Source organism: Sporosarcina sp. Y1011, assembly GCF_057669885.1.
Window position 1 is genome coordinate 280147 of the sequence record NZ_JBYHFP010000001.1, and the last position, 22180, is coordinate 302326.

Annotated in this window: 20 protein-coding genes and 1 pseudogene; 18 read left to right on the forward strand and 3 right to left on the reverse strand. The window is 38.9% G+C overall.

The window, feature by feature from the left end:
* Nucleotides 1-42 precede the first annotated feature (42 nt).
* The 7 genes from AC25Y5_RS01430 (at nucleotide 43) to rarD (ending at nucleotide 6305) form a co-directional block, all read left to right on the forward strand.
* Nucleotides 43-1173, forward strand: coding sequence for a cysteine desulfurase family protein (locus AC25Y5_RS01430; protein ID WP_488138759.1), 1131 nt, complete (start codon nucleotides 43-45; stop codon nucleotides 1171-1173).
* A gap of 3 nt (nucleotides 1174-1176) precedes the next feature.
* Nucleotides 1177-2379 (forward strand): tRNA uracil 4-sulfurtransferase ThiI, encoded by a 1203-nt coding sequence (thiI, locus tag AC25Y5_RS01435; protein WP_488138760.1) that lies wholly within the window; start codon nucleotides 1177-1179, stop codon nucleotides 2377-2379.
* Nucleotides 2380-2459: 80 nt separating this feature from the next.
* Nucleotides 2460-2669, forward strand: coding sequence for an alpha/beta-type small acid-soluble spore protein (locus tag AC25Y5_RS01440; RefSeq protein WP_482099798.1), 210 nt, complete (start codon nucleotides 2460-2462; stop codon nucleotides 2667-2669).
* A 176-nt stretch (nucleotides 2670-2845) separates the two neighbouring features.
* Nucleotides 2846-3055 carry an alpha/beta-type small acid-soluble spore protein gene (locus AC25Y5_RS01445; RefSeq protein ID WP_488138761.1) on the forward strand — a complete coding sequence of 70 codons (210 nt, stop codon included), beginning with the start codon at nucleotides 2846-2848 and terminating at the stop codon, nucleotides 3053-3055.
* A gap of 176 nt (nucleotides 3056-3231) precedes the next feature.
* Complete coding sequence (locus AC25Y5_RS01450) at nucleotides 3232-3444, forward strand: alpha/beta-type small acid-soluble spore protein (RefSeq protein ID WP_482099796.1); 213 nt, start codon at nucleotides 3232-3234, stop codon at nucleotides 3442-3444.
* A gap of 173 nt (nucleotides 3445-3617) precedes the next feature.
* Nucleotides 3618-5189 (forward strand): acyl-CoA synthetase MbcS, encoded by a 1572-nt coding sequence (gene mbcS, locus AC25Y5_RS01455; protein WP_488138762.1) that lies wholly within the window; start codon nucleotides 3618-3620, stop codon nucleotides 5187-5189.
* Between the two features lie 186 nt (nucleotides 5190-5375).
* Nucleotides 5376-6305 (forward strand): EamA family transporter RarD, encoded by a 930-nt coding sequence (gene rarD, locus AC25Y5_RS01460; protein ID WP_488138763.1) that lies wholly within the window; start codon nucleotides 5376-5378, stop codon nucleotides 6303-6305.
* Nucleotides 6306-6548: 243 nt separating this feature from the next.
* Here the strand turns inward: rarD and AC25Y5_RS01465 are convergent, their stop codons facing one another.
* A complete protein-coding gene (locus tag AC25Y5_RS01465) occupies nucleotides 6549-7349 on the reverse strand; it encodes an NAD kinase (RefSeq protein WP_488138764.1) in 801 nt (266 codons plus the stop codon).
* Between the two features lie 104 nt (nucleotides 7350-7453).
* Here AC25Y5_RS01465 and sppA point away from each other — a divergent pair, with 104 nt between their 5' ends.
* From sppA to AC25Y5_RS01505, 8 genes and pseudogenes are all read left to right on the forward strand, one after another.
* Entirely contained in the window at nucleotides 7454-8467 is a 1014-nt protein-coding gene (gene sppA / locus AC25Y5_RS01470) for a signal peptide peptidase SppA (RefSeq protein WP_488138765.1), read from the forward strand.
* A 12-nt stretch (nucleotides 8468-8479) separates the two neighbouring features.
* Complete coding sequence (locus tag AC25Y5_RS01475) at nucleotides 8480-9070, forward strand: RDD family protein (protein WP_488138766.1); 591 nt, start codon at nucleotides 8480-8482, stop codon at nucleotides 9068-9070.
* Nucleotides 9071-9100: 30 nt separating this feature from the next.
* A complete protein-coding gene (gene tpx / locus AC25Y5_RS01480; RefSeq protein WP_482099790.1) occupies nucleotides 9101-9607 on the forward strand; it encodes a thiol peroxidase in 507 nt (168 codons plus the stop codon).
* A 59-nt stretch (nucleotides 9608-9666) separates the two neighbouring features.
* The gene (locus AC25Y5_RS01485; RefSeq protein WP_488138767.1) at nucleotides 9667-10578 is read left to right on the forward strand and encodes a class I SAM-dependent methyltransferase; all 912 of its coding nucleotides are present in this window, start codon (nucleotides 9667-9669) and stop codon (nucleotides 10576-10578) included.
* A gap of 63 nt (nucleotides 10579-10641) precedes the next feature.
* Nucleotides 10642-11832: an acetate kinase gene (locus AC25Y5_RS01490; protein ID WP_488138768.1), complete on the forward strand. Its 1191-nt coding sequence runs from the start codon at nucleotides 10642-10644 to the stop codon at nucleotides 11830-11832.
* Between the two features lie 282 nt (nucleotides 11833-12114).
* A pseudogene (locus AC25Y5_RS01495) lies at nucleotides 12115-13030 on the forward strand (HNH endonuclease).
* A 660-nt stretch (nucleotides 13031-13690) separates the two neighbouring features.
* Nucleotides 13691-14896 (forward strand): quaternary amine ABC transporter ATP-binding protein, encoded by a 1206-nt coding sequence (locus AC25Y5_RS01500; protein WP_488138769.1) that lies wholly within the window; start codon nucleotides 13691-13693, stop codon nucleotides 14894-14896.
* Between the two features lies 1 nt (nucleotide 14897).
* Entirely contained in the window at nucleotides 14898-16631 is a 1734-nt protein-coding gene (locus AC25Y5_RS01505; RefSeq protein ID WP_488138770.1) for a glycine betaine ABC transporter substrate-binding protein, read from the forward strand.
* 263 nt (nucleotides 16632-16894) lie between these two features.
* On the opposite strand, the gene AC25Y5_RS01510 is transcribed toward AC25Y5_RS01505, so the two are convergent.
* Nucleotides 16895-17347: a universal stress protein gene (locus AC25Y5_RS01510; protein WP_482099784.1), complete on the reverse strand. Its 453-nt coding sequence runs from the start codon at nucleotides 17345-17347 to the stop codon at nucleotides 16895-16897.
* A gap of 305 nt (nucleotides 17348-17652) precedes the next feature.
* Here AC25Y5_RS01510 and ald point away from each other — a divergent pair, with 305 nt between their 5' ends.
* The gene (ald, locus tag AC25Y5_RS01515; protein ID WP_482099783.1) at nucleotides 17653-18771 is read left to right on the forward strand and encodes an alanine dehydrogenase; all 1119 of its coding nucleotides are present in this window, start codon (nucleotides 17653-17655) and stop codon (nucleotides 18769-18771) included.
* Nucleotides 18772-18848: 77 nt separating this feature from the next.
* Here the strand turns inward: ald and AC25Y5_RS01520 are convergent, their stop codons facing one another.
* Complete coding sequence (locus AC25Y5_RS01520) at nucleotides 18849-19946, reverse strand: M24 family metallopeptidase (protein WP_488138771.1); 1098 nt, start codon at nucleotides 19944-19946, stop codon at nucleotides 18849-18851.
* A 107-nt stretch (nucleotides 19947-20053) separates the two neighbouring features.
* Between AC25Y5_RS01520 and AC25Y5_RS01525 the strand changes: the two genes are divergently transcribed.
* Both AC25Y5_RS01525 and AC25Y5_RS01530 read left to right on the forward strand, forming a co-directional pair.
* Nucleotides 20054-20734: a metal-dependent hydrolase gene (locus AC25Y5_RS01525; RefSeq protein ID WP_488138772.1), complete on the forward strand. Its 681-nt coding sequence runs from the start codon at nucleotides 20054-20056 to the stop codon at nucleotides 20732-20734.
* A 118-nt stretch (nucleotides 20735-20852) separates the two neighbouring features.
* A complete protein-coding gene (locus AC25Y5_RS01530; RefSeq protein WP_488138773.1) occupies nucleotides 20853-22160 on the forward strand; it encodes a DRTGG domain-containing protein in 1308 nt (435 codons plus the stop codon).
* Nucleotides 22161-22180: the final 20 nt, after the last annotated feature.

Here is a 22180-nt window from a genome sequence, read left to right on the forward strand (position 1 = left end):
TTTGTCACGCACATAATTGTTTCACTTGAGAGGAAGACACCAATGATCTATTTTGATAATAGCGCAACGACAGCCCCAGATGAAGGCGTACTGACATCGTTCATGGAAGTAAATAAACGTTTTTATGCAAATCCTGCTTCATTGCATCTTGCTGGAAAGGAAGCCGAAGCACTTCTTAAACGTTCAAGAGAACAAATTTTGTCAATACTGGGTGTAAGTGATGGAGAGCTCCTATTTACGTCGGGTGGAACGGAGGCGAATAATTTAGCTATAATCGGTTTCGCCCGTTCTTTGCAATCCAAAGGGAATCACCTGATTACGACAAAAATTGAGCATCCATCAGTTCTGCATTCAATGGAATATTTAGAGTCACAGAAATTTGAAGTGGATTATTTGTCAGTTGATGAACAAGGGATGATATCTGTTGATGAGTTGAAAAGTAAGCTGAGGAAAGATACAATTCTTGTCAGTATCATGCATGTCAACAATGAAATTGGGACTGTGCAACCGATAGCCGAATGTGCACGAATCATTAAGGAGCATTCTAATGCTGTATTTCATTCAGATATGGTCCAAAGTTTTGGGAAATTGCCGGTTTCAATTGAAAATGACGGTCTTGATGCAATATCAATTTCAGCTCATAAAATAAATGGTTTAAAAGGTTCGGGCTTACTTGCTTTAAGGAAAGGTAAATTACCGCAGGCGATAAATTATGGGGGCGGACAGGAAAATGGTCTTCGTAGCGGTACAGTTTCCGTTCCAGACGCTGTGGCGTTAGCAAAAGCGATACGGATTAGTTCGGTTGAAACAGAACGTCAAGACTTCAGACAGTGGAGAGAGCAACTAATTGACTTTATAGGTCAATTTGAGAAAGTTCTTATACTTGCACCGGAAAAGGGAGCACCACATATATTATCTATCGCTTTTTATAAAATAAAAGGTGAAGTAGCTGTTAATTTCTTTCAAGAAAACGGCATTACCGTTTCTACTTCGAGTGCATGTTCCTCAAAAGACAATAGTGCGGGACATGTAATAGAAGCAATAGGTGTCAATGGGAAATACAAAAATGGAGTAATTCGCATCAGTTTTGGGAAAAATAATGTAGAACAAGAAGTCATAGAACTAAAGCAAGTATTTGCAAAGTTCATGGATTTACTTGGAGGGGGAAAATAAGTAATGGAATGGAATGAACTATTAATTCGTTACGGAGAAATGTCTTTAAAAGGTCGGAATAAGAATGTGTTCGTAAAGAAGTTGCGTAATAATATTAAAGATGCACTAAGTGATTTAAAAACAGTCGTCATAAAACCTGAACGTGACCGTATGTTTCTATATGCAGAAGACAAACGAGATATGGAAGAAGCAATAACTCGTTTGCCACATGTTTTTGGTATCCAATCATTCAGTCCGGTTGCTAAATGCGATGCGACAGTAGAAGCGATTAAAGAAAAAGCGATAGAGGTTATTGGAGCAGCTGAAACTGCAGGAAAAACTTTTAAAGTTGAAGTGAGACGAACGGACAAGAGATTTCCACTGGTGACCAGTGAATTGCAACTTGAGATCGGCTCGCATGTGTTGCGAAGCTATCCTGAACTAGGCGTAAAAATGAAAAAACCTGATATTGTCCTTCATATTGATATTAGGATTGAAGGGGCTTTCCTGACAGCCAAAATATATGAAGGTGCAGGAGGAATGCCGATTGGGTCGAATGGCCATTCTCTTTTAATGTTATCGGGCGGTATCGATAGTCCGGTTGCTGGATATCTGATGATGAAACGTGGCGTGTCGATTGATGCGATTCATTTTGCCAGCCCTCCATTCACAAGCGAGCTGGCTAAAAAGAAAGTGATGGATCTTGCAGAAAAGTTAAGCTCTTTTGGTGCTGCTGTTCGACTTCACATCATTCCTTTTACTGAAATACAGCAAGCAATTATCAAACAAGTACCAGATAACGTTTCGATGACGACAACGCGGAGAGTAATGCTTCAAATCGCTGATATAGTACGTGAGGAAGTTAATGCTTTTGCCATAATCACAGGAGAAAGCCTTGGTCAAGTCGCAAGTCAGACACTAGAAAGCTTAACAGCCATCAATGCTGTTACTTCGACCCCTATTTTGCGTCCGCTCATTGCGACAGATAAGCTTGAAATTATTGATATTGCACAAAGTATTGGGACATATGAAATATCAATAAGACCCTATGAGGATTGTTGCACAATTTTCTCTTCTTCAAATCCGAAAACTAAACCGAAACTCGAAAAAGTCGCTTATTATGAAAGCTTTGCCGATTTTCATCCAATGATACTTGATGCAATTGAAAAACGAGTCACGATTGAATTACCGCTTGTAGAGAAAGACGAATTCGAAGATTTACTTTGAGGATGAAGAAATTACCATATATACCTCCTGCATGAATTTATCTTTTCTGTACATTCTATATGTACAAGGAGGTGTCAAACATGCCAAACAACAACAGTGGTAACTCAAATCAGCTTCTAGTTCCAGGTGTACGACAAGCACTTGATCAAATGAAAAATGAAATTGCATCAGAATTTGGTGTACAAATGGGACCAGATGCTTCATCGCGTGCCAACGGATCCGTCGGCGGAGAAATTACAAAGCGATTAGTGCGTCAGGCTCAATCACAAATGAATGGATCCCAACAATAATACTTTAAATGAAAAGCTGTTTAGGACATTGTCCGAAGCAGCTTTTCGCTTATAGAGTATTACCAAAGGTCAAGCTATTTAATCATATCTTAAGCAGTTAACAGTATTTACCGCCTCTAAATAGTGCATCGATTTCTGTTTCCTACACATTCTATACTTAGAAGGAGGTGTCAAACATGCCAAACAACAACAGCGGCAACTCAAATCAGCTTCTAGTTCCAGGTGTACGACAAGCACTTGATCAGATGAAAAATGAAATTGCATCAGAATTCGGTGTACAAATGGGACCAGATGCTTCATCGCGTGCCAACGGATCCGTCGGCGGAGAAATTACAAAGCGATTAGTGCGTCAGGCGCAACAACAAATGAACGGATTCCAAAAATAATACTTTAAATGAAAAGCTGTCTAGGACATTGTCCGAAGCAGCTTTTCGCTTATACAGTATTATCAATAGTAAAGCCATCTAATCACATCTAACGCAGTTAACAATATTTACCGACTCTAAATCGTGCATTAATTTCTGTTTCTTGCACATTCTATACTTAGAAGGAGGTGGTAATCATGGCGAACAACAATAACAGCGGTAACTCTAACCAGCTTCTAGTACCAGGTGTAAGACAAGCACTTGACCAAATGAAAAATGAAATTGCATCAGAGTTTGGTGTGCAAATGGGACCAGATGCTTCAGCGCGTGCCAACGGATCCGTAGGCGGAGAAATTACAAAGCGCTTAGTGCGACAAGCCCAGGAACAAATGAAAGGAAACAACCAATAACAATCAATAGAAAAGCCATTCCGGTAATTTTTCCGGGATGGCTTTTCCTATTTTTTTATAGTATCTTCATTTATCAATCATTTTAACCATTCCATTTTAGAATTAGTAAATTTGTTTTGAATTGTCGGTCGTTTATTTGTATACTGAATTTAGACATATAAGGGGGAATCGTTATGAACCGTGAACAATTGATTGCACCTGAAGAATATAATCTGGTAAGTGAGTTCGAAAAGTATGCAACAGGTACTGGGAAAAAAGCACTTATATACATAAATTCGGAAGGGCAAAAGCAACAACTAACATATGATGAATTAATGGAATCGGCAAACAGAGTCGCCAATGTATTTCAATCGAAAGGTCTATTAAAAGGCGATGTTGTATTAGTTATGGTACCTCGGAATATTGAAGCGTATGTTACATATATCGGAGCACTCAAGGCGGGTCTAGCTGTAATTCCAAGTTCTGAAATGTTGAGGTCGTCAGATATCGAATATCGTATAGCGCATAGCAATGCAAAAGCGATTGTAGCATTTGATGCATTTACCGATCAATTCAGTGAAGTGAGGAATATGGATGATGTTCAGCTATTTGTTGTCGGGGAGGCAAAGAATGATCAGCTTTCTCTAACTGAACTGATGAAGACTGCATCAACGGAATTCGCTACACCGGAAACAAAGAGTACAGACATGGCCTTTCTATCATATACTTCGGGCACAACAGGAAAACCAAAAGGAGTAGTACATACACACGGTTGGGGATACGCCCATCTGCGGACAACAAGTGAAAGCTGGCTAGGTATTGAAGAAGGAGATATTGTTTGGGCGACTGCCGCGCCGGGTTGGCAGAAGTGGATATGGACACCATTCCTCTCTGTATTAGGTAGTGGAGCGACTGGACTCATTTATGATGGCAAATTTGAAGTAGAAACCTATTTGAATTTGATTAGAGACTATCGAGTGAATGTTTTATGTTGTACGCCTACCGAATATCGATTTATGGCGAAGGCAGAAAAACTTGAGGCTTACGATTTATCCTCAATAAGAAGTGCAGTTTCCGCAGGAGAACCGTTGAACCGAGAAGTCATTGAAATATTCGATAAAGTATTTTCTCTATCAGTAAGAGATGGGTATGGACAAACAGAAAATACGCTTCTTGTAGGAACAATGATTGGTATGGAAGCGCGTCCAGGTTCGATGGGAAAACCGACGCCTGGAAATAAAGTTGATATTATTGATGATGAAGGCAATCCTTCTGCCATTGGAGAAGTTGGAGATATCGCAGTACATGTATCGACTCCCGCGTTATTTAAGGAATATTTAAATGATCCTGAACGAACAAAGATGCAGTTCCGAGGCGAGTATTACGTGACAGGTGACAGGGCAAAAATGGATGAAGATGGTTACTTCTGGTTCGAAGGCCGCGGAGATGACATTATTATCAGCTCTGGTTATACAATTGGGCCGTTTGAAGTGGAGGATGCATTGACGAAGCATTCAGCAGTACGTGAATGTGCTGTCGTCGCAAGTCCTGATGAAGTACGCGGAAATATCGTAAAGGCATTCATTGTTCTCAAAAACCCTGAAAGGGAAAATGAAGAAGGTCTTATCAGAGAATTACAAGAGCATGTGAAGACATTAACGGCACCTTATAAATATCCACGGAAAATCGAGTTTTTGGATAAACTGCCTAAAACAGCTTCCGGGAAAATTATGCGTATAGAATTAAGAAAACAAGAACAAGAGTAAGTCATTATTGTTAGCAGGCCGCTTTTCCGGTACGGGATAACCGTGACTGGAAAAGGGGTTTTTATTATGATTAGTGAATTTTGCATTAATATCAAACCGATATTTAATATCTTCTTTACGAAATTTTTCTAAAAGACTATACTGAGTAGATTATTTCGGAAATCAAAATATAAAGGGGGCTAAGTAATGCAAATGGAAAAAAACGGTGTTCTTTGGGCGATAGGCTCCTATTTAATTTGGGGTATTATGCCGATTTATTGGAAAAGTCTCGAACATGTCGGAAGTACCGAAATACTGATGAGTCGAATTGTATGGGCATTTGTAATTACTCTATTAGTAGTATTACTAATGAAAAATGGTCGTTATCTAAAAGAAGACATTAAGGCACTTTGGAAATCACAACGAAATTTTTGGGCATTGTTCGCAGGTTCGGCACTTGTTTCATCCAATTGGTTCATCTACATATGGGCTGTGAATAATGACTATATTATTCAAGCAAGTCTAGGTTATTACATAAATCCGCTAATTTCAGTTTTACTCGGAATCTTTTTCTTAAAGGAAAAACTTTCGAAGTCCCAGCAAGTAGCTTTTTTGCTAGCTGCGACTGGCGTTACAATTTTAACAGTTTCATATGGTTCGTTCCCATGGCTGGCATTCGCTCTTGGCATTACATTTGCAGTCTACGGGCTTATCAAAAAACAAGTCAAACTCGATGCATTACGCGGCTTAACAATTGAGACATTATTCATTGCTCCGTTTGCGGTCATTTACTACATTATTTTGTTTAAAGATGGGAATGCCGTATTTTTGCATTCAACTATCAAAACAGATATTCTGCTGATTTTGACAGGTGCAGCAACTGCATTGCCGCTTCTTATGTATGCAAAAGGAGTGCAGAGAATTCCTCTTTACATGGCAGGGTTTCTTCAATACATCGCACCAACGATGATGTTATTCCTTGGGGTTATCGTTTATAAAGAAACTTTTGGAGGAGTTGATTTGTTATCATTCGCCTTCATTTGGTCAGCGTTGCTGTTGTTTACTGTGTCGAAAATTTTAGAAGTGGTGAAAGTGAAAAAAGCGCGGCTGCAAGAAGTTTCTGCAAATGTAGATTAATGAAATTTGGGATTACTATAAAAGTGGATAATCAAGAGGCTAAAGTGGCGACGACTTATTGTCTTGTGCCTGTCGGTGCTAAACCTTCGCTTTACTTGTTGTCTAGCTATGGTCGCCAATCCCTCAGGTCACAGGTCAGTTGGTTAAGGAGGGATTGAACACATCAACCCTCTTAGGTGGCTTGAGTACCCTCCTTGCAAACTGCCTTGCGCCTGTCGGGGCTAAACGGCGCCCTACGCTTTTCTAGAGATACATCCGTTGTACTTTTTCCCAGAAGGAGTTATTTTTCATCTTAACTGTTTTCACGGTTCTGTCGCTTAAGCGGATTTCCACGTTTTTGACCTGGCGTATGCCAAGTGCTTCATTGTCAGCGGCGATTATAGGGAAGACGTTGCCATCCTGGTGAACATGAAGCTTTAGTTTTCGTTGACCACTCATGATGAACGATGATCCAAGCGTTCTATAATTATTGTTATTTACGGATGCAAGTTCAGTTACTTGAAAACAGCTGAGTAGTGGATCTACTACTGCACCATTGACGGATTTATTGTAAGCGGTACTGCCGGTCGGCGTAGAAATGATAAGACCGTCGCCTAGGAATACTTCAAATAGCTTATCATCAATAATGACATCCATGACAAATGTCCGAATGATATTAGAGCGTATACTCAGTTCGTTCAAACAGTAGAATGGTTGGTGATTGTCAATTTTCACTTCAATTAGTGGATACTTTCTTACTTTAAGTTCTGCAGCACGAATTGTTTGTGTCATTTGAAATAGGTTATTGAAATTGAAATCACAATAGAGACCAGGTTTGGCTGTTAAAGATATGCCTGCGTATAAGCAGTCTTGGCGGAAACCAGTTTTGCGGACCGCCTGTAAAAATGAACCATCACTACCGATGCTAATAATAATATTCGCATCTATATCACTCTCGGTCATAGTAAAACCTTCATGGATTAATGCATCTTCCACTTTTAACTTTTTATCAAGTGAGACTTCATCATGTTTGCTGTAAATAAAGATATTCATCCGATCTGTCATTGCACAAGCTCCTTCCGAATGAGTTATACTCATTTTAGCATGTAATGAAACATTTTGGTGTCTAGTAACGTATAAAATAGTGATATAAAAAAGGAGGAATTTAAATGACAATGAAACGATGGATTGCAGTTATTGTCGCTGCGGCACTAGTTTTTGTTTCGGTAGGTATTAATTCATTATCGTACATATTTACGAGGGACTTCGATGGTTTCTTTGAAGAAATGATGGCTACTTCATCCGAGGGATATGAAGAAACGATTATAGAAGAAGGTAGTGGGGGAGAAAAAATTGCTGTCCTCACACTCGATGGGGTTATTCAAGACTTAGGGACCTCGTCATCTTTATTTCAACCTTCGGGCTATAATCATCAATATTTCATGAGTCAGTTGAATGAGGTATTAGAGGATACTAGCGTTAATGGAGTGGTATTGAAAGTGAACACACCTGGCGGAGGCGTAGTTGAATCAGCAGAGATTTATGATGCTCTTCGCTTAATTCAACAAGAGAATAAAACACCTCTTTACATTTCGATGGGAGGAATGGCGGCTTCAGGTGGTTATTATGTGTCAGCACCGGCTGATAAGATTTTCGTTAATCCAGAAACAATTACAGGTTCAATTGGCGTCATTATGGAAAGTGTAAATTATGCGAAACTCGCTGAAAAATATGGTATTGATTTTAATACCATCAAAACAGGACCTTACAAAGACATCATGAGCGGATCACGTGAAATGAAAGACGAAGAGCGTGCGATGCTACAGGAAATGATTAATGATTCTTATGAACGCTTTGTCGATATTATTGTAGACGGAAGGGGTATGAGCGAAGCGGCAGTGAAAAAAGTTGCTGACGGCCGTATCATGAATGGACGTCAGGCAATTGAAGTTGGGCTTGCGGATGAATACGGTAAAGTAACCGATGTAATAGCGGCCATGAAGGAAGATCATAATCTTCAGAATGCAACAGTTTTCGAATATACAACTCAAGACAGCTGGGCATCCTTATTTGGAGTGAAAGCTGGAAATCTATTCGGAAGTAATATTGAATCAGAATTGATTGGTAAGTTGTTGAACGATTATAATGCACCAAGAATGATGTATTTATACGGTGAAAGATAAGGAGGGACAAATATGTCGGAATATATTGAACGACAACCGGATCTGACGGATAAAACAATTGTCACAGGACAGCCTAGCGATTATGAAACTGTTGAAACAGAACACTTTCATGCGAAATATGCGGGGTTTTGGACGCGGCTATGGGCGTACACAATAGACTTGATTGTTCTCTCTGCCATCAGCGGAATTATCATTAAACCGATTTTTCGAATTGCTGGTTGGGAAATAACAAACCCTTCATTCTTCTTATTCAGCCCCTATAAAATCACGGTGTTAGTGTTGTTGTTGCTCTACTTCATGCTAATGACGAAGTATTTGCAACAGACAGTAGGAAAAATGATTATGGGTATACGAGTTGCATCAAAAGATGGAGGGCAACTGACTTGGGGAGCGATAATCTTCAGAGAGGGCATTGGACGTTTCATTTCCAAAATGCTTTTGGTTCCTTATTTACTAGTCATATTCATGCCGAAAAAAGAAGCGTTGCATGATTTGTTTGCGGACACAATTGTTGAACATGAGTCTTCGTATGAAAAAGAGTTGCGGATAAATTATCGCAAACGGAATGAGGGACAACAGTTGCAAGAAGGCACTATGATTTAGTAAGATAGACATAGAAAAGGGGGCGTATTAATGGTTAACGTTACATTTCAAAACAATCCTATGACATTGCTCGGTAAAGAAGTATCAGTAGGGGACACAGCAAATGATTTTACAGTGCTTGCAAACGATTTGAGCCCGGTTACACTTGCTGACTCAAATGGGAAGGTCAGGCTAATCAGTGTGATTCCTTCCATCGATACTGGAGTCTGTTCAGCACAGACGCGTAAGTTTAATGAAGAAGCTTCGTCACTTGGAGATAACGTTCAAGTCTTGACAATCTCTGCCGATCTTCCGTTTGCACAGGCTAGATGGTGTGCTGCAGAAGGAATTGACAATGTTCAGACGCTATCCGATCATCGTGATCTTTCATTCGGAGAAGCATACGGAGTTGTCATGAAAGAGCTGCGTTTGCTTGCGCGCTCAGTATTTGTTATTGATAAAGATAATAAGGTAACTTATGTTGAATATGTCGGGGAAGGTACAGACCATCCTGATTACGAAAAAGCAATTTTAGCAGTAAAGAAACTAACTAAGTAATAAAAATTATGAAAGCCCACTCGGAGACGGGTGGGCTTTGTCAATTGAGGGATAAAGATATGAAAACAAATACGGAAATTATATTTTCATTTATAGATGCATATGCGGAATCTAAGGAAGAGCTTTACTTAGAAGCGATTGTTGAAGTCTGCCAAAAGTGGTTAGTAGGCGATATAAAACCCGAAGTAACAGAAAAAATCACTAAAGAGGATATCCGTAAAGGTATTCAGCTAGCTGTTTTGAAAGGTATGAAGCAAAATGTTCAGCCTAATCACCAGATGACCCCCGATTCAATTGGGATGCTCATTGGACATATCGCTGGTAAATTAGCATCAGATGAACAAAGTCTGACACTTTTAGATCCGGCGGCAGGCACAGGTAATTTGCTTTATACTGTCATGAATACAATTGAAAATGATGTCACTGCTACGGCAATTGAAATTGATGATTTACTTGTCAGGTTGTCTGCGGTTACAGCGGAACTCCTTGAACATCCTGTTACGTTTTATGTTCAAGACGCACTGCGACCGTTATTTGTAGATCCAGTCGATATTACGGTAAGTGATTTACCAGTAGGTTTCTATCCGGATGATGAAAATGCGCTTAATTATGAATTGATGTCCGCTGAGGGACATGCATATGCACATCATTTATTTATTGAGCAATCGATGAAGCACACAAAACCGGGAGGTCATGGCTTATTCATCGTCCCAGCGAATCTGTTCGAATCCGACCAATCTTCTGTATTGCATCCGTACTTAAAAAACAAAACAATTATCCGAGCAATTATTCAACTACCTGATTCATTATTCAAAAATGCGGCTCATGCAAAGAGTATTTTAATACTGCAGAAACCCCTACCAGAAAAGAAAGTGGTACATGATGTTCTTCTTGCTAAAGTTCCTAATATGACTGATAGGCATGCAATGGCGTTATTTCTTCAGAAAATTGATATTTGGGCTAATGAATAAAGTATTATTAACCTGACAATTGTGTCTGATACAAAAGAAATCAGTTGAAAAGGGGTACACTTTATGCGGAATATTTTAGCGATAAACGCTGGGAGTTCATCCTTGAAGTTTCAGCTTCTCAAAATGCCCGAAGAATACGTAACGACGATAGGACTAATTGATAGAATTGGTCAAACTGAATCATTGTTCACCATGAAATCCGAAGATGGTAAAATTGGATTAAAACAAAGTATCAAGAACCATACAGAAGCAGTAAATATATTGCTTGAAATGCTGATTAGCCAAGGAATCGTAACCTCTTTTGATGAGATTGACGGAGTCGGACATCGTGTCGTACATGGTGGTGAAGTATTTAGCGATTCTGTGCTTATTAATGAAGATGTTGTCGCAGCACTTCAAGAACTATCTAATCTAGCACCATTGCATAACCCGGCTAATATCGTAGGTATTAACGAGTTTAACAAAGCTTTACCAAACGTTCCGGCAGTTGCAGTTTTTGACACAGCATTCCATCAGACGATGCCGGAAAGTTCATTTCTATATCCGTTGCCTTATGAGTATTACGAAAAATACGGTATCCGAAAATACGGTTTCCATGGTACTAGTCATAAGTATGTAACAGAGCGTGCAGCGTTGTTGTTAAACAGACCACTTGAAGATACGCGGCTAATTTCTTGTCATTTGGGAAATGGCGCGAGCATAGCGGCAGTGGAACGTGGAAAGTCGCTCGATACTTCTATGGGTTTTACCCCTCTTGCTGGTGTAACGATGGGAACACGTTCAGGAAATATAGATCCCGCTCTAATCCCTTATATTATGGAACAAACGGGAAAGACTGTTGAAGAAGTACTCGATGTGTTGAATAAACAATCAGGAATGCTTGCGATTTCGGGTTTTTCGAGTGATTTGCGCGACATTGAAATCGAGGCTTTAAAAGGAAATACACGTGCACAGCTTGCTTTAGATGTCTTTGCGGATCGAATTCATAAATATATTGGTTCTTATGCTGCGAGGATGGGCGGTGTGGACGCAATTATATTTACAGCTGGAATCGGTGAAAATAGTATAGTTATTCGCGAAAAAGTTTTAGAAGGCCTTGAGTTTATGGGAGTCTACCTAGATCCCGATTTAAATAATATAAAGGGAAAGGAAGTACATATTAGTTATCCATACTCCCCTGTAAAAGTGCTTGTCATCCCGACGAACGAAGAGGTTATGATTGCCAGAGATACGATGCGGGTTGCGCAATTATAAGTTTGGAAGGATAGTGCAGTGTGCTTTGTTTTAAACATTCAGTCCTAGTTTTGGGTATTATCCACAATACATGTGAAAAAGAGTTGCCCATATAAAAATTGGGCAACTCTTTTATCATTAATTTACAGCTGGAATCAGCGAAAACAGTATTGTTATTCGTGAAAACTTTAAAAGAACCATTAATCCCAACAAACAAAGAAATCAGAATGGCGAGAGATACAATGAGGCTTGCAGAGGTATAAAAGGTTTAAGGGGTTTTACTATTTAGGGGGTGTTCTATATATGAAGAGCTTTTTTGTCATGCAAGGAGAAACATATCGAGAAGAAAAAGAATTAGGTGTTATTTGGTCTCCGCAACAAGATAGTGGAGGGCAGATCCCCCATTCATGGTTGCGGATGAGGGTAGTGAATGAAGGTGATCGTTTCTTCCACTATGTAAAAGGGAATATTGTTGCGATTAGTGTTGCTAAAACTGAATGCAGAGCAGCGACTAAACCATCAAAAATGCAAAGATATGAACGCTCGAGTGAGTTATTTGGTGAAATTAGAATATCATGAACTAGAAAAACCTCTAAACGTACACTCAAACTTTGATGAAATTTCACCACTTTTACCAATAAAATATTCTCCGTTTCAACAAGATGGAAATGGAAACTCAGGATATTTATATCCATGTAATGAGGAGTTGGTCATTAAATTATTAGAACTCATTAGTGATTTGAACATTTACCAAGTGGATGAGGAGCAGCTGGAGTTAGCGATTGGTACAGTTCGGCGTACAGAGCGCAATACATTTATTCCAATGATTGCTGAAACGGAAGCGGAAGTGAAATCAAAGATTCGTTTGGGTCAACAAAAGTTTAGGAGAGAGTTATTGCTGTTGTGGAATCATAAATGTGCTTTGTGTGATATTGAATTATCTGCTTTACTTCAAGCGAGCTACTCCAAGCCGTGGAAAGACAGTACTGATCTTGAAAGAGTCTATCCTTATAATGGAGTACTATTATGTTGTAATCACGACGCCTTATACGATAAAGGGTATATTGCGTTTGACGGACAAGGCAGATTACATATTTCTACGTCTGTTCCTGAGAACGATTATTTAGTATATAATATCCATCGGAAAAAGAAGATTGCTCGATTTGAGGAAAATAAGCCTTATTTTAAGTGGCATCTAAAGAATATATTTCAACAATAAAAAGAAGTTTTTCGGTCACCTTTTTTTAATTTTTCTCATTTACCCTATTAACATAGGTTTGGTCCGTAGTGAATTGACTCATATAATGCGTGGTTTAGTTTTAATTTATTTCCCTCAAAACTACTTTTATTCAATAGGTCAAATGTATTAATTAAAAAAATATTCAAATCGATGATTTTTACTGAAATTTTATCGGTAAAAATTCTACTGAAGTCATCGGCATCAGGGGCTTATCGAATGTTATTTAAAGTTCATTTACATAGGTCTATTTAATCACATATTGAATATGAGAGTGGATAGTAAAATTGAATTGACTGCAAAACAACTATATAGTTAAAAAGTAAATCTCCTATTTCTTCCTGAGAAATTGAAATGACTGCAGTTCTGTCCTTTTGTTTTAAATTCCTCTCAATTTAAAATCTAAAGTTGGTATGAACAACTGTAATAAGAGAAATACTTCAATAGTATATTTGCAAAGTCTGCTTTTGAAGTATTATTTCATTTTATGTGGAACAAAGACAATGTAAACAATGAACGTCTCTATCTTTCATTGTTTGCATAACCTTTCTTTATTATCGAAAAAAATGTGCAATAATCTGCCTTCATGAAAAAAGGATGTATGGATCTTTACCTGAAGAGAATATTGATTGAGGTGTATAAATGGAACCAATTGTAGAAGTGAAAAACGTAACGAAGATTTTTGGTAAATCTCCAAAAGCTGCAGTAGAGTTATTAAAAAAAGGCAGTTCAAAGAAAGACATTTTAAAAGAAACGGGGCACACTGTCGGCGTTAAAAATGTAAACTTTAGCGTTTATCCAGGTGAAATCTTCGTGATAATGGGATTATCCGGAAGTGGAAAGTCTACATTAATCCGCATGTTCAACCGATTAATTACGCCAACATTAGGTGAGATTTTGATCAATAATGAAGATATTGTAAAAATGGATGCTGCTCGTCTAAGAGATGTGAGACAGAAAAAGATAAGCATGGTATTTCAAAACTTTGCGCTTTTTCCACATAAAACAATTCTGGAGAATGCAGGATTTGGGCTTGAGATTCAAAAAATCTCCGATAAGGAGCGCCATGAAAAAGCAATGAATGCGTTAGAAGCTGTAGGGTTGAAGGGATATGAAAACCAGTTTCCCTCACAATTGAGTGGTGGGATGCAACAAAGGGTTGGACTTGCTCGTGCACTTGCTAGTGATACAGAAATCATCTTGATGGATGAAGCATTTAGCGCACTAGATCCATTAATTCGAAAGGATATGCAGGATGAGTTAATTGAAATTCAAGAAAGTTTCAAGAAAACCATTATTTTTATCACACATGATTTGGATGAAGCACTGCGTATAGGAGATCGAATAGCTTTAATGAAGGATGGAAGCATCATTCAACTCGGAACACCTGAACAAATAATGATAGAGCCAGCAAATGAATTTGTAGAGAAGTTCGTGGAAGATGTCGATTTGTCTAAAATACTAACTGCATCACACGTGATGAAACGTCCAGAGAAAATTAGTATAGACAGAGGTCCAAGGGTTGCACTAGAAATCATGGGAAGACAGGGTTACTCCAGTATATTCATTGTGGACCGTAAGCAAAAGTTATTAGGTGCGCTTAGTGCTGAGAATGCACGTCTTGCAATAGATCAAGGGAGATCAATTTCTGAAGTGATGACTGCTGACATCCCAACTGTAACAGAGGGTACCTTACTTGCTGATATTATGGAAGTGATGGCAACGTCAAGTATACCAATATCAGTTATAGATGAAGAGAAAAGAATTAAAGGAATTATTATTCGGGGGGCATTAATTGGAGCTCTTGTCGGAAACAAAGATTCCTTGAATGATTTGGAGAGTGAATGATTTGAGTATATCCAAAATACCACTTGGAGAATGGGTTGATACCCTAGTTGATTGGGTAACCATTGTATTTGCAGGATTTTTTGAATTATTTACAAATGTAATTGATTGGGGCTTAGATCTTATAGTTGAGGTATTGAGTGTAGGGCCGCCTATCGTATTAATAATCATTTTAGGACTTTTAGTTACCTATACCAGTAAATGGCAATTAGGTGTATTTACCATAGTTAGTTTACTTTTGATTGATAATTTAGGCTATTGGGAGTCGACAATTCAAACACTCTCGATTGTTTTAGTATCAGGATTTCTCACTATTCTAGTAGGGATTCCAGTAGGAATATGGTGTGCACAAAACAAAACAGTTCAAAAAGTAGTTACACCCACTTTAGATTTTATGCAAACAATGCCAGCGTTTGTATACTTGATTCCATCGATTTTATTCTTTGGAATTGGTGTAGTGCCAGGGATTGTTGCTTCGTTTATTTTCGCGATTGCGCCAACTATTCGTATGACGAATCTTGGTATTCGCGAAGTACCTGAAGAACTTATAGAAGCATCAAATGCTTTTGGATCGACAACTAACCAGAAATTGTTTAAAGTTCAATTACCATTGGCCATGCCAACGATTTTGGCTGGAGTAAACCAAAGTATTATGCTTGCTCTTTCAATGGTTGTAACTGCTTCTTTAGTAGGAGCGCCTGGTCTAGGGGCGGATGTATACAGAGCAGTCAGCCAAATTAATGTAGGACAAGGTTTTGAAGCTGGATTGTCAATTGTTATTATCGCTATCATCCTAGATCGCATTACGCAAAACTTGCGCAAGCCAGCTTATGAACATGTTATAAAACCAAAAATCGTCTTTTTAATATTTGCTGTACTTATAGGCGGTACTGCGATTGTTTTAGCAATTCCTCAAGGCGATACTGTGAACGAAAATGCTAGTGAAATTGGTACTCAGACAGAATATGAAATAATTGGGATTGAGCCTGGAGCAGGACTTATGGGGCTAACTAAAACTGCAATAACTGATTACGGTCTTGATAATTGGAATCTAGTTGAAGGTTCTTCGGCTGCTATGGTTGCAGAATTGAAAAAAGCTTATAAAGCGGAAAAGCCAATTATTGTGACAGGATGGACACCACACTGGATGTTCTCCGCTTTTGATTTGAAATACCTGGATGATCCTATGGGTTCATTTGGTGGAGCTGAAGACATTAATACACTTGTAAGAAAAGGGCTTGAACAGGATGTCCCAGGTGCATATAAAATCCTAGACCAATTCTTCTGGGAATCAAGTGATATGGAAAGTGTCATGGTTGATGTGTCAAACGGATCTAGTCCAACTGAAGCTGCTGAAAAGTGGATTAATGATAATCCGGATAAAGTGGCAGAGTGGACGGATGGTGCTCAAGCGGGAAATGGCGAAAGTATTGATCTGGTGTTTGTCGCTTGGGACACAGAGATTGTCAGTACAAATGTCGTTGGTAAAGTACTTGAGCAAAATGGTTACAAAACGAAATTAATTCAGGTTGAAGTTGGGCCTATGTTTGCTGGTATCGCTAACAATAGTGCGGATGCTATGGTTGGTGCATGGCTACCAGGTACGCATGTCGAATTTTATGAAACCTATAAGAATGATTTAGTTGATCTTGGACCAAATCTTGAGGGAACAAAAAATGGATTGGTTGTACCTGCATACGTAGATATTGATTCAGTTGAAGATTTAAAGGATAAATGAGAAAGATTAAGCAAAAAGGCAGCTCACATTGAGTTGCCTTTTTACTGTGAATTTTGATTGGATCACTATTATATGGGTTTTAAGGGTTATGAACCCTTAAAACTAATTGATTCATTTAAGGACAATCTTGTAGAATAGAAAAATTGGATTACTCATATTGATAAAATTCAAATTAGAGCTATGGTTATTCAACCTTTATTTTAGGTATTGTCTACAATATAAAAAAGAGTTGTCCATAGAACAATTGGACAACTCTACTTTCATTATTTCGCAGATTCAGGTGTACGAATAACAAGAACGTCACATTTTGCGGAACGTACTATATTTTCTGATACACTTCCGATTAGGAATCGTTCTACAGCATTTAAACCGGTTGCCCCACAAATGATTAAATCAGCTTCTAATTTTTTGGATAGATCTTTAGAAATCATTGTTTTTGGTGAGCCATATTCTACTATGACATTAACACGTTGCAATCCAGCTTTTTCTGCTTCTACTTTGTAATCGCCTAAAAGATCTTCAGCAAATTTTTGTGCACGTTCAGCAATTGAACGATCATAAGCTTCGATTGCAGCATAAGAACGTGTATCGATAATGTTTATTAAGTTCAGTGTTGCTTCGTTTCTATCTGCAATTGCCACAGCTTTTCTGAAAGCCCATTCAGATTCTTTGGAACCGTCTACAGCAACTAAAATTTGTTTGTATACTAAAGTCATTATTCCTCACTCCATCCTAATAATAGTATACTACCTTATTTCGACTTTTATATTTGAAAAACCTTTTAATCATAGAGGGAAATGATAATTATTTAGTGATTTGACGAAATTGTGACAGTTGGGAGAAGTGGCTTAATGAAAATCTATCGTACAATTACAGAGTGGTTATTTATTTAATATTCCGCAAATAGACAAAATAGAGCATAATAACTTACTTTCTGATAATATTGAATTGGATTGGTTCAGATGAATGCATGGATGTCAGGTGACCAACTAACTAAACATCATCTCGAGGAGGAATAGTAATGATAATTGGTGTCCCAAAAGAAGTTAAAAACAACGAAAACCGTGTCGCTATGACACCTGCAGGCGTATTCAACTTAAAGTCTGCAGGACATGAAGTTATTATTGAAAAAGGTGCTGGCTTAGGTTCAAGCTTTATGGACGAAGATTATAGTGAGGCTGGTGCTAAAATCGTAGCAACTGCTGAAGAAGCATGGAATGTAGATATGGTTATGAAAGTTAAAGAACCTGTTGCTTCCGAATACGGATATTTCAGTGAAGGGCTAATCTTATTCACATACTTGCATCTTGCACCTGAAGTAGAGTTGACTCAAGCACTTCTTGATAAAAAAGTTGTTGGGATAGCCTACGAAACAGTACAACTTCCAAATAACTCGTTGCCACTTCTTGCTCCAATGAGTGAAGTCGCAGGCCGTATGGCTACACAAATCGGTGCACAATATTTACAACAAACAAACGGCGGTAAAGGTATTTTACTGAGCGGCGTACCAGGTGTTTCACGCGGTAACGTAACAGTTATCGGTGGCGGACAAGCTGGAACGAATGCTGCTCGTATCGCAGTAGGAATGGGTGCGAAAGTAACAGTTCTTGACTTGTCAGTTGACCGTCTACGTCAATTAGATGAAATCTTCGGAAATGATATTCAAACACTGGTTTCAAATCCATTCAACATTGCTGAATCTGTGAAAGATGCAGATCTAGTTGTCGGAGCTGTTTTGATTCCAGGAGCGAAAGCACCGAAACTAGTTTCAGAAGATATGGTTAAATCGATGAAACAAGGTTCTGTTCTTGTAGACATCGCAATCGACCAAGGTGGTATTTTTGCAACTTCGGATCGCGTTACGACTCACGACGAACCCACTTATGTAAAACATGGTGTCGTTCATTATGCAGTAGCGAATATGCCAGGTGCAGTACCACAAACTTCAACAACAGCTTTAACGAACGTAACAGTTCCATATGCACTTCAAATTGCAAACAAAGGTTATAAGAAAGCATGTCTCGATAACGTTCCTCTTCAAAAGGGGATTAACACGATGGAAGGGCATGTAACATATAAAGCGGTTGCAGATGCTCAAGGCGTGGAATATGTACCTGCTGAAACACTATTAAACCAATAATGATTTAGAAGAAGTTGTCCACACTTGTTAGTGTGTGGACAACTTCTTTTTGTTTTTAACGTAAAACTGTGCAATCGTTAAGCTTTAATAATTTTCAATTCTTTGGGGAACTTTGTCAATACTTCAACGCCGTCAGCTGTTACAACAACATCATCTTCAATCCTGACCCCCGTAATTGCAGGATTATAAATACCGGGTTCAATTGTGAAGACCATGCCTTCTTTTAGAATAAGTTCGTTGGTACCTGTGATCGATGGAAACTCATGAACTGAAATACCAAGCCCATGTCCAATTCGGTGTGTGAAATATTCGCCGTATCCAGCCTGATCAATTACATCACGAGCAGCTTTATCGATATCCATCGCCTTGACGCCTGGACGGACTAAATCTACAGCAGCTTGCTCCGCTTTTCTAACTGTTTCATAAATTTCACGCATTTCAACCGTCGGCTCGCCGAATGCCACTGTACGTGTAATATCGGAACAATAGCCCTTGTAGACTACACCTAGGTCGAATAGGATGAAATCACCTTGCTGAATTTTACGATCACCAGGCGTACCGTGTGGAGAGGCAGTTTTAGGACCGGATAAGACCATTGTATCGAATGACATCTTCTCGGCACCTTTTTTCTTCATTTCAAACTCGATTGCCATTAGAATTTCAAGTTCAGTTTTTCCTTCTGCGATCTCCCTGCAACCCACTTCGATAGCGTAATCGGCAAGTTCAGCAGCAATGCGTAAGTTGTTTAGTTCCTCTTCACTTTTGATATTACGCATGCTATTTAACTGTTCGTCCAAGCGCACGAAATTAGCATTAGTAAACAGCTCGCTCATGCGTTCAAGACGCTCGACTGTCAAATGAAACTTCTCTACTGCTATTGAAACTGGAAGGTTACCACGTTTACGGACAGCCTCTATGACGATATCCCATGCATCATCGGTGTCTTCGTGGCCAACTGCATCGAAAGGCCAACCAGCTGCCTTTACATCAGGTACTTCCATTAAAGGACAAATTACAAATGGATTCTCATCTTTAAACACCATGACACCGAGAAGTCGCTCATGGGGATCGCTTCGGAATCCTGACAAGTAAAATACATTGTCTGGTGTAGTGATAAATGCTGCATCCAAATTTTCTTTTTGAAGAAATTGTTGTATTTCTTTTACTTTACTCATTACAATGACCTCCCAATACGAATATGCCTATTATAACAAAAAAGAGGGTTTTCAGGTTGTACGACGAAATTTGTCTAATGACAAGAAATATAGGAGGAGATTTTACAATGAAGATTTCATATCATGGTCATTCGATTGTTAAAATAAAAACTGGTGATTTTACGATTCTTATTGATCCATTTATTACAGGAAATAAGCTTACAGATCTAATAGTGGAAAATGAAAAACCAAATGTAATTCTGCTAACACATGGACATAATGACCATGTTGGGGATACTGTTGCCATAGCGAAAGCAAATAATGCACTTGTTGTAGCTCCGAATGAGCTTGCAGTCTATCTGTCTTGGCAGGGCTTAAGAACTCACGGCATGAACATTGGTGGAGCATGCGAGTTTGATTTTGGGACAGTGAAGTATACACAGGCGTTTCATAGTTCTTCTTACACGACTGAAGCGAATGAAATCATTTATACAGGAATGCCAGCAGGTATTTTGTTTATGGTAGAAGGGAAAACAATCTACCATGCAGGAGATACTTCGATTTTTGGCGATATGGAGATGATTGGAAAACGTCATCCAATTGATGTAGCTTTTGTCCCAATTGGTGATAACTTTACAATGGGCCCTCAAGATGCGGCCAGCGCTGTCGAATTACTAAATCCAAAACTTGCTGTACCTGTCCATTTCAATACATTTCCACCGATTGAGCAAGATCCGGAAACGTTCAAAGCTCTAGTCGATGGACATATAGTGAAAATAATGGATGTAGGTGAAACATTAGAATTATAAAAATCCGGATTTTTTCATCAGACCTCTGTTCAGTCGTCACTGTTCATGCAGGAAGCGCTTTTCTTAAACGTTTTGTGGTAGAATAGCCTTAAGGTCATGATAGAGAAAAGGTGAAGACATGGCGACAAAACATGAACTAATACTTCGTTATATCGAAGGACTTTCCGTTGGTGAGAAAATTTCAGTACGTCAAGTTGCGAAAGCACTTTCTGTAAGTGAAGGAACAGCTTATAGGGCGATTAAAGAAGCAGAAAACCAAAAACTCGTTAATACGATCGAACGTGTCGGTACAATCCGGATTGAAAGAAAAAAGAAGGAGAATATCGAACGACTGACATTTGCAGAAGTTGTTAATATTGTAGATGGTCTAGTACTCGGAGGACGCAGTGGCTTACATAAAACGTTGACCAAGTTCGTTATTGGGGCAATGCAACTTGATGATATGTTGCGTTACATTAATGCGGGCAGTCTCTTGATTGTGGGGAATAGATTGAAGGCCCATGAAACAGCGCTTCTAGCTGGTGCCGCGGTGCTTGTTACTGGCGGATTTGATGCTTCCGATGAAGTGAAACAACTGGCGGATGAATTGGACCTACCAGTTATTTCAACTAGTTACGATACATTCACAGTAGCAACGATGTTAAATAGGGCAATTTATGATCAGTTAATCGAAAAAGAAATCTTGCTGGTAGAAGATATTTTGACGCCTCTAGCAGAAACAATTACGATTTCAGCAAAAGATCAGGTCACACGTTTTCATGAAGTGAATGATAAATCATCTCATACTGGTTATCCCGTTGTGGAGAAAAGCGGGAAATTAGTCGGGGTAATAACGTCACGTGATGCCATTGGCAAAATGAATGATGAATTAGTTGAAAAAGTAATGACTCGTCATCCAATTACTGTTACCGGCAAGACATCTGTCGCCTCCGCAGGACACAGCATGATCTGGGAAGGCATTGATCTTCTGCCAGTCGTTACAGACGCAGGAATTCTCACGGGTATCATTAGTCGACAGGACGTTTTAAAAGCTATGCAGATGACGCAACGTCAACCGCAGCAGGGAGAAACAATTGACGACATTATAAAGAATCAGATGAAAACGATACCTGAGCAACCCCATACTGTTGAATTTACAGTAATTCCGCAAATGACGAATCAGTTTGGTTCTCTGTCTTATGGAGCATTAACGACCCTTTTAACCGAGTCGGGTAATCGAGCCATTAAGATGAGGAAACGGGGGGAAAGTGTACCGGAAAATATGTCCCTGTATTTCATCAAGCACGTCCAACTCGGAAGTGTAGTCGTTGTCATACCAAGGATTCTGCATATGAGCAGACGTTTTGTAAAAGTCGATTTTGATATTTTAACCGAAGGTGACTTAGTTGCCAAAGCGATGATTATGTATCAATTATTTGAACGATGAAGAAGTGGAAAATAAAAACT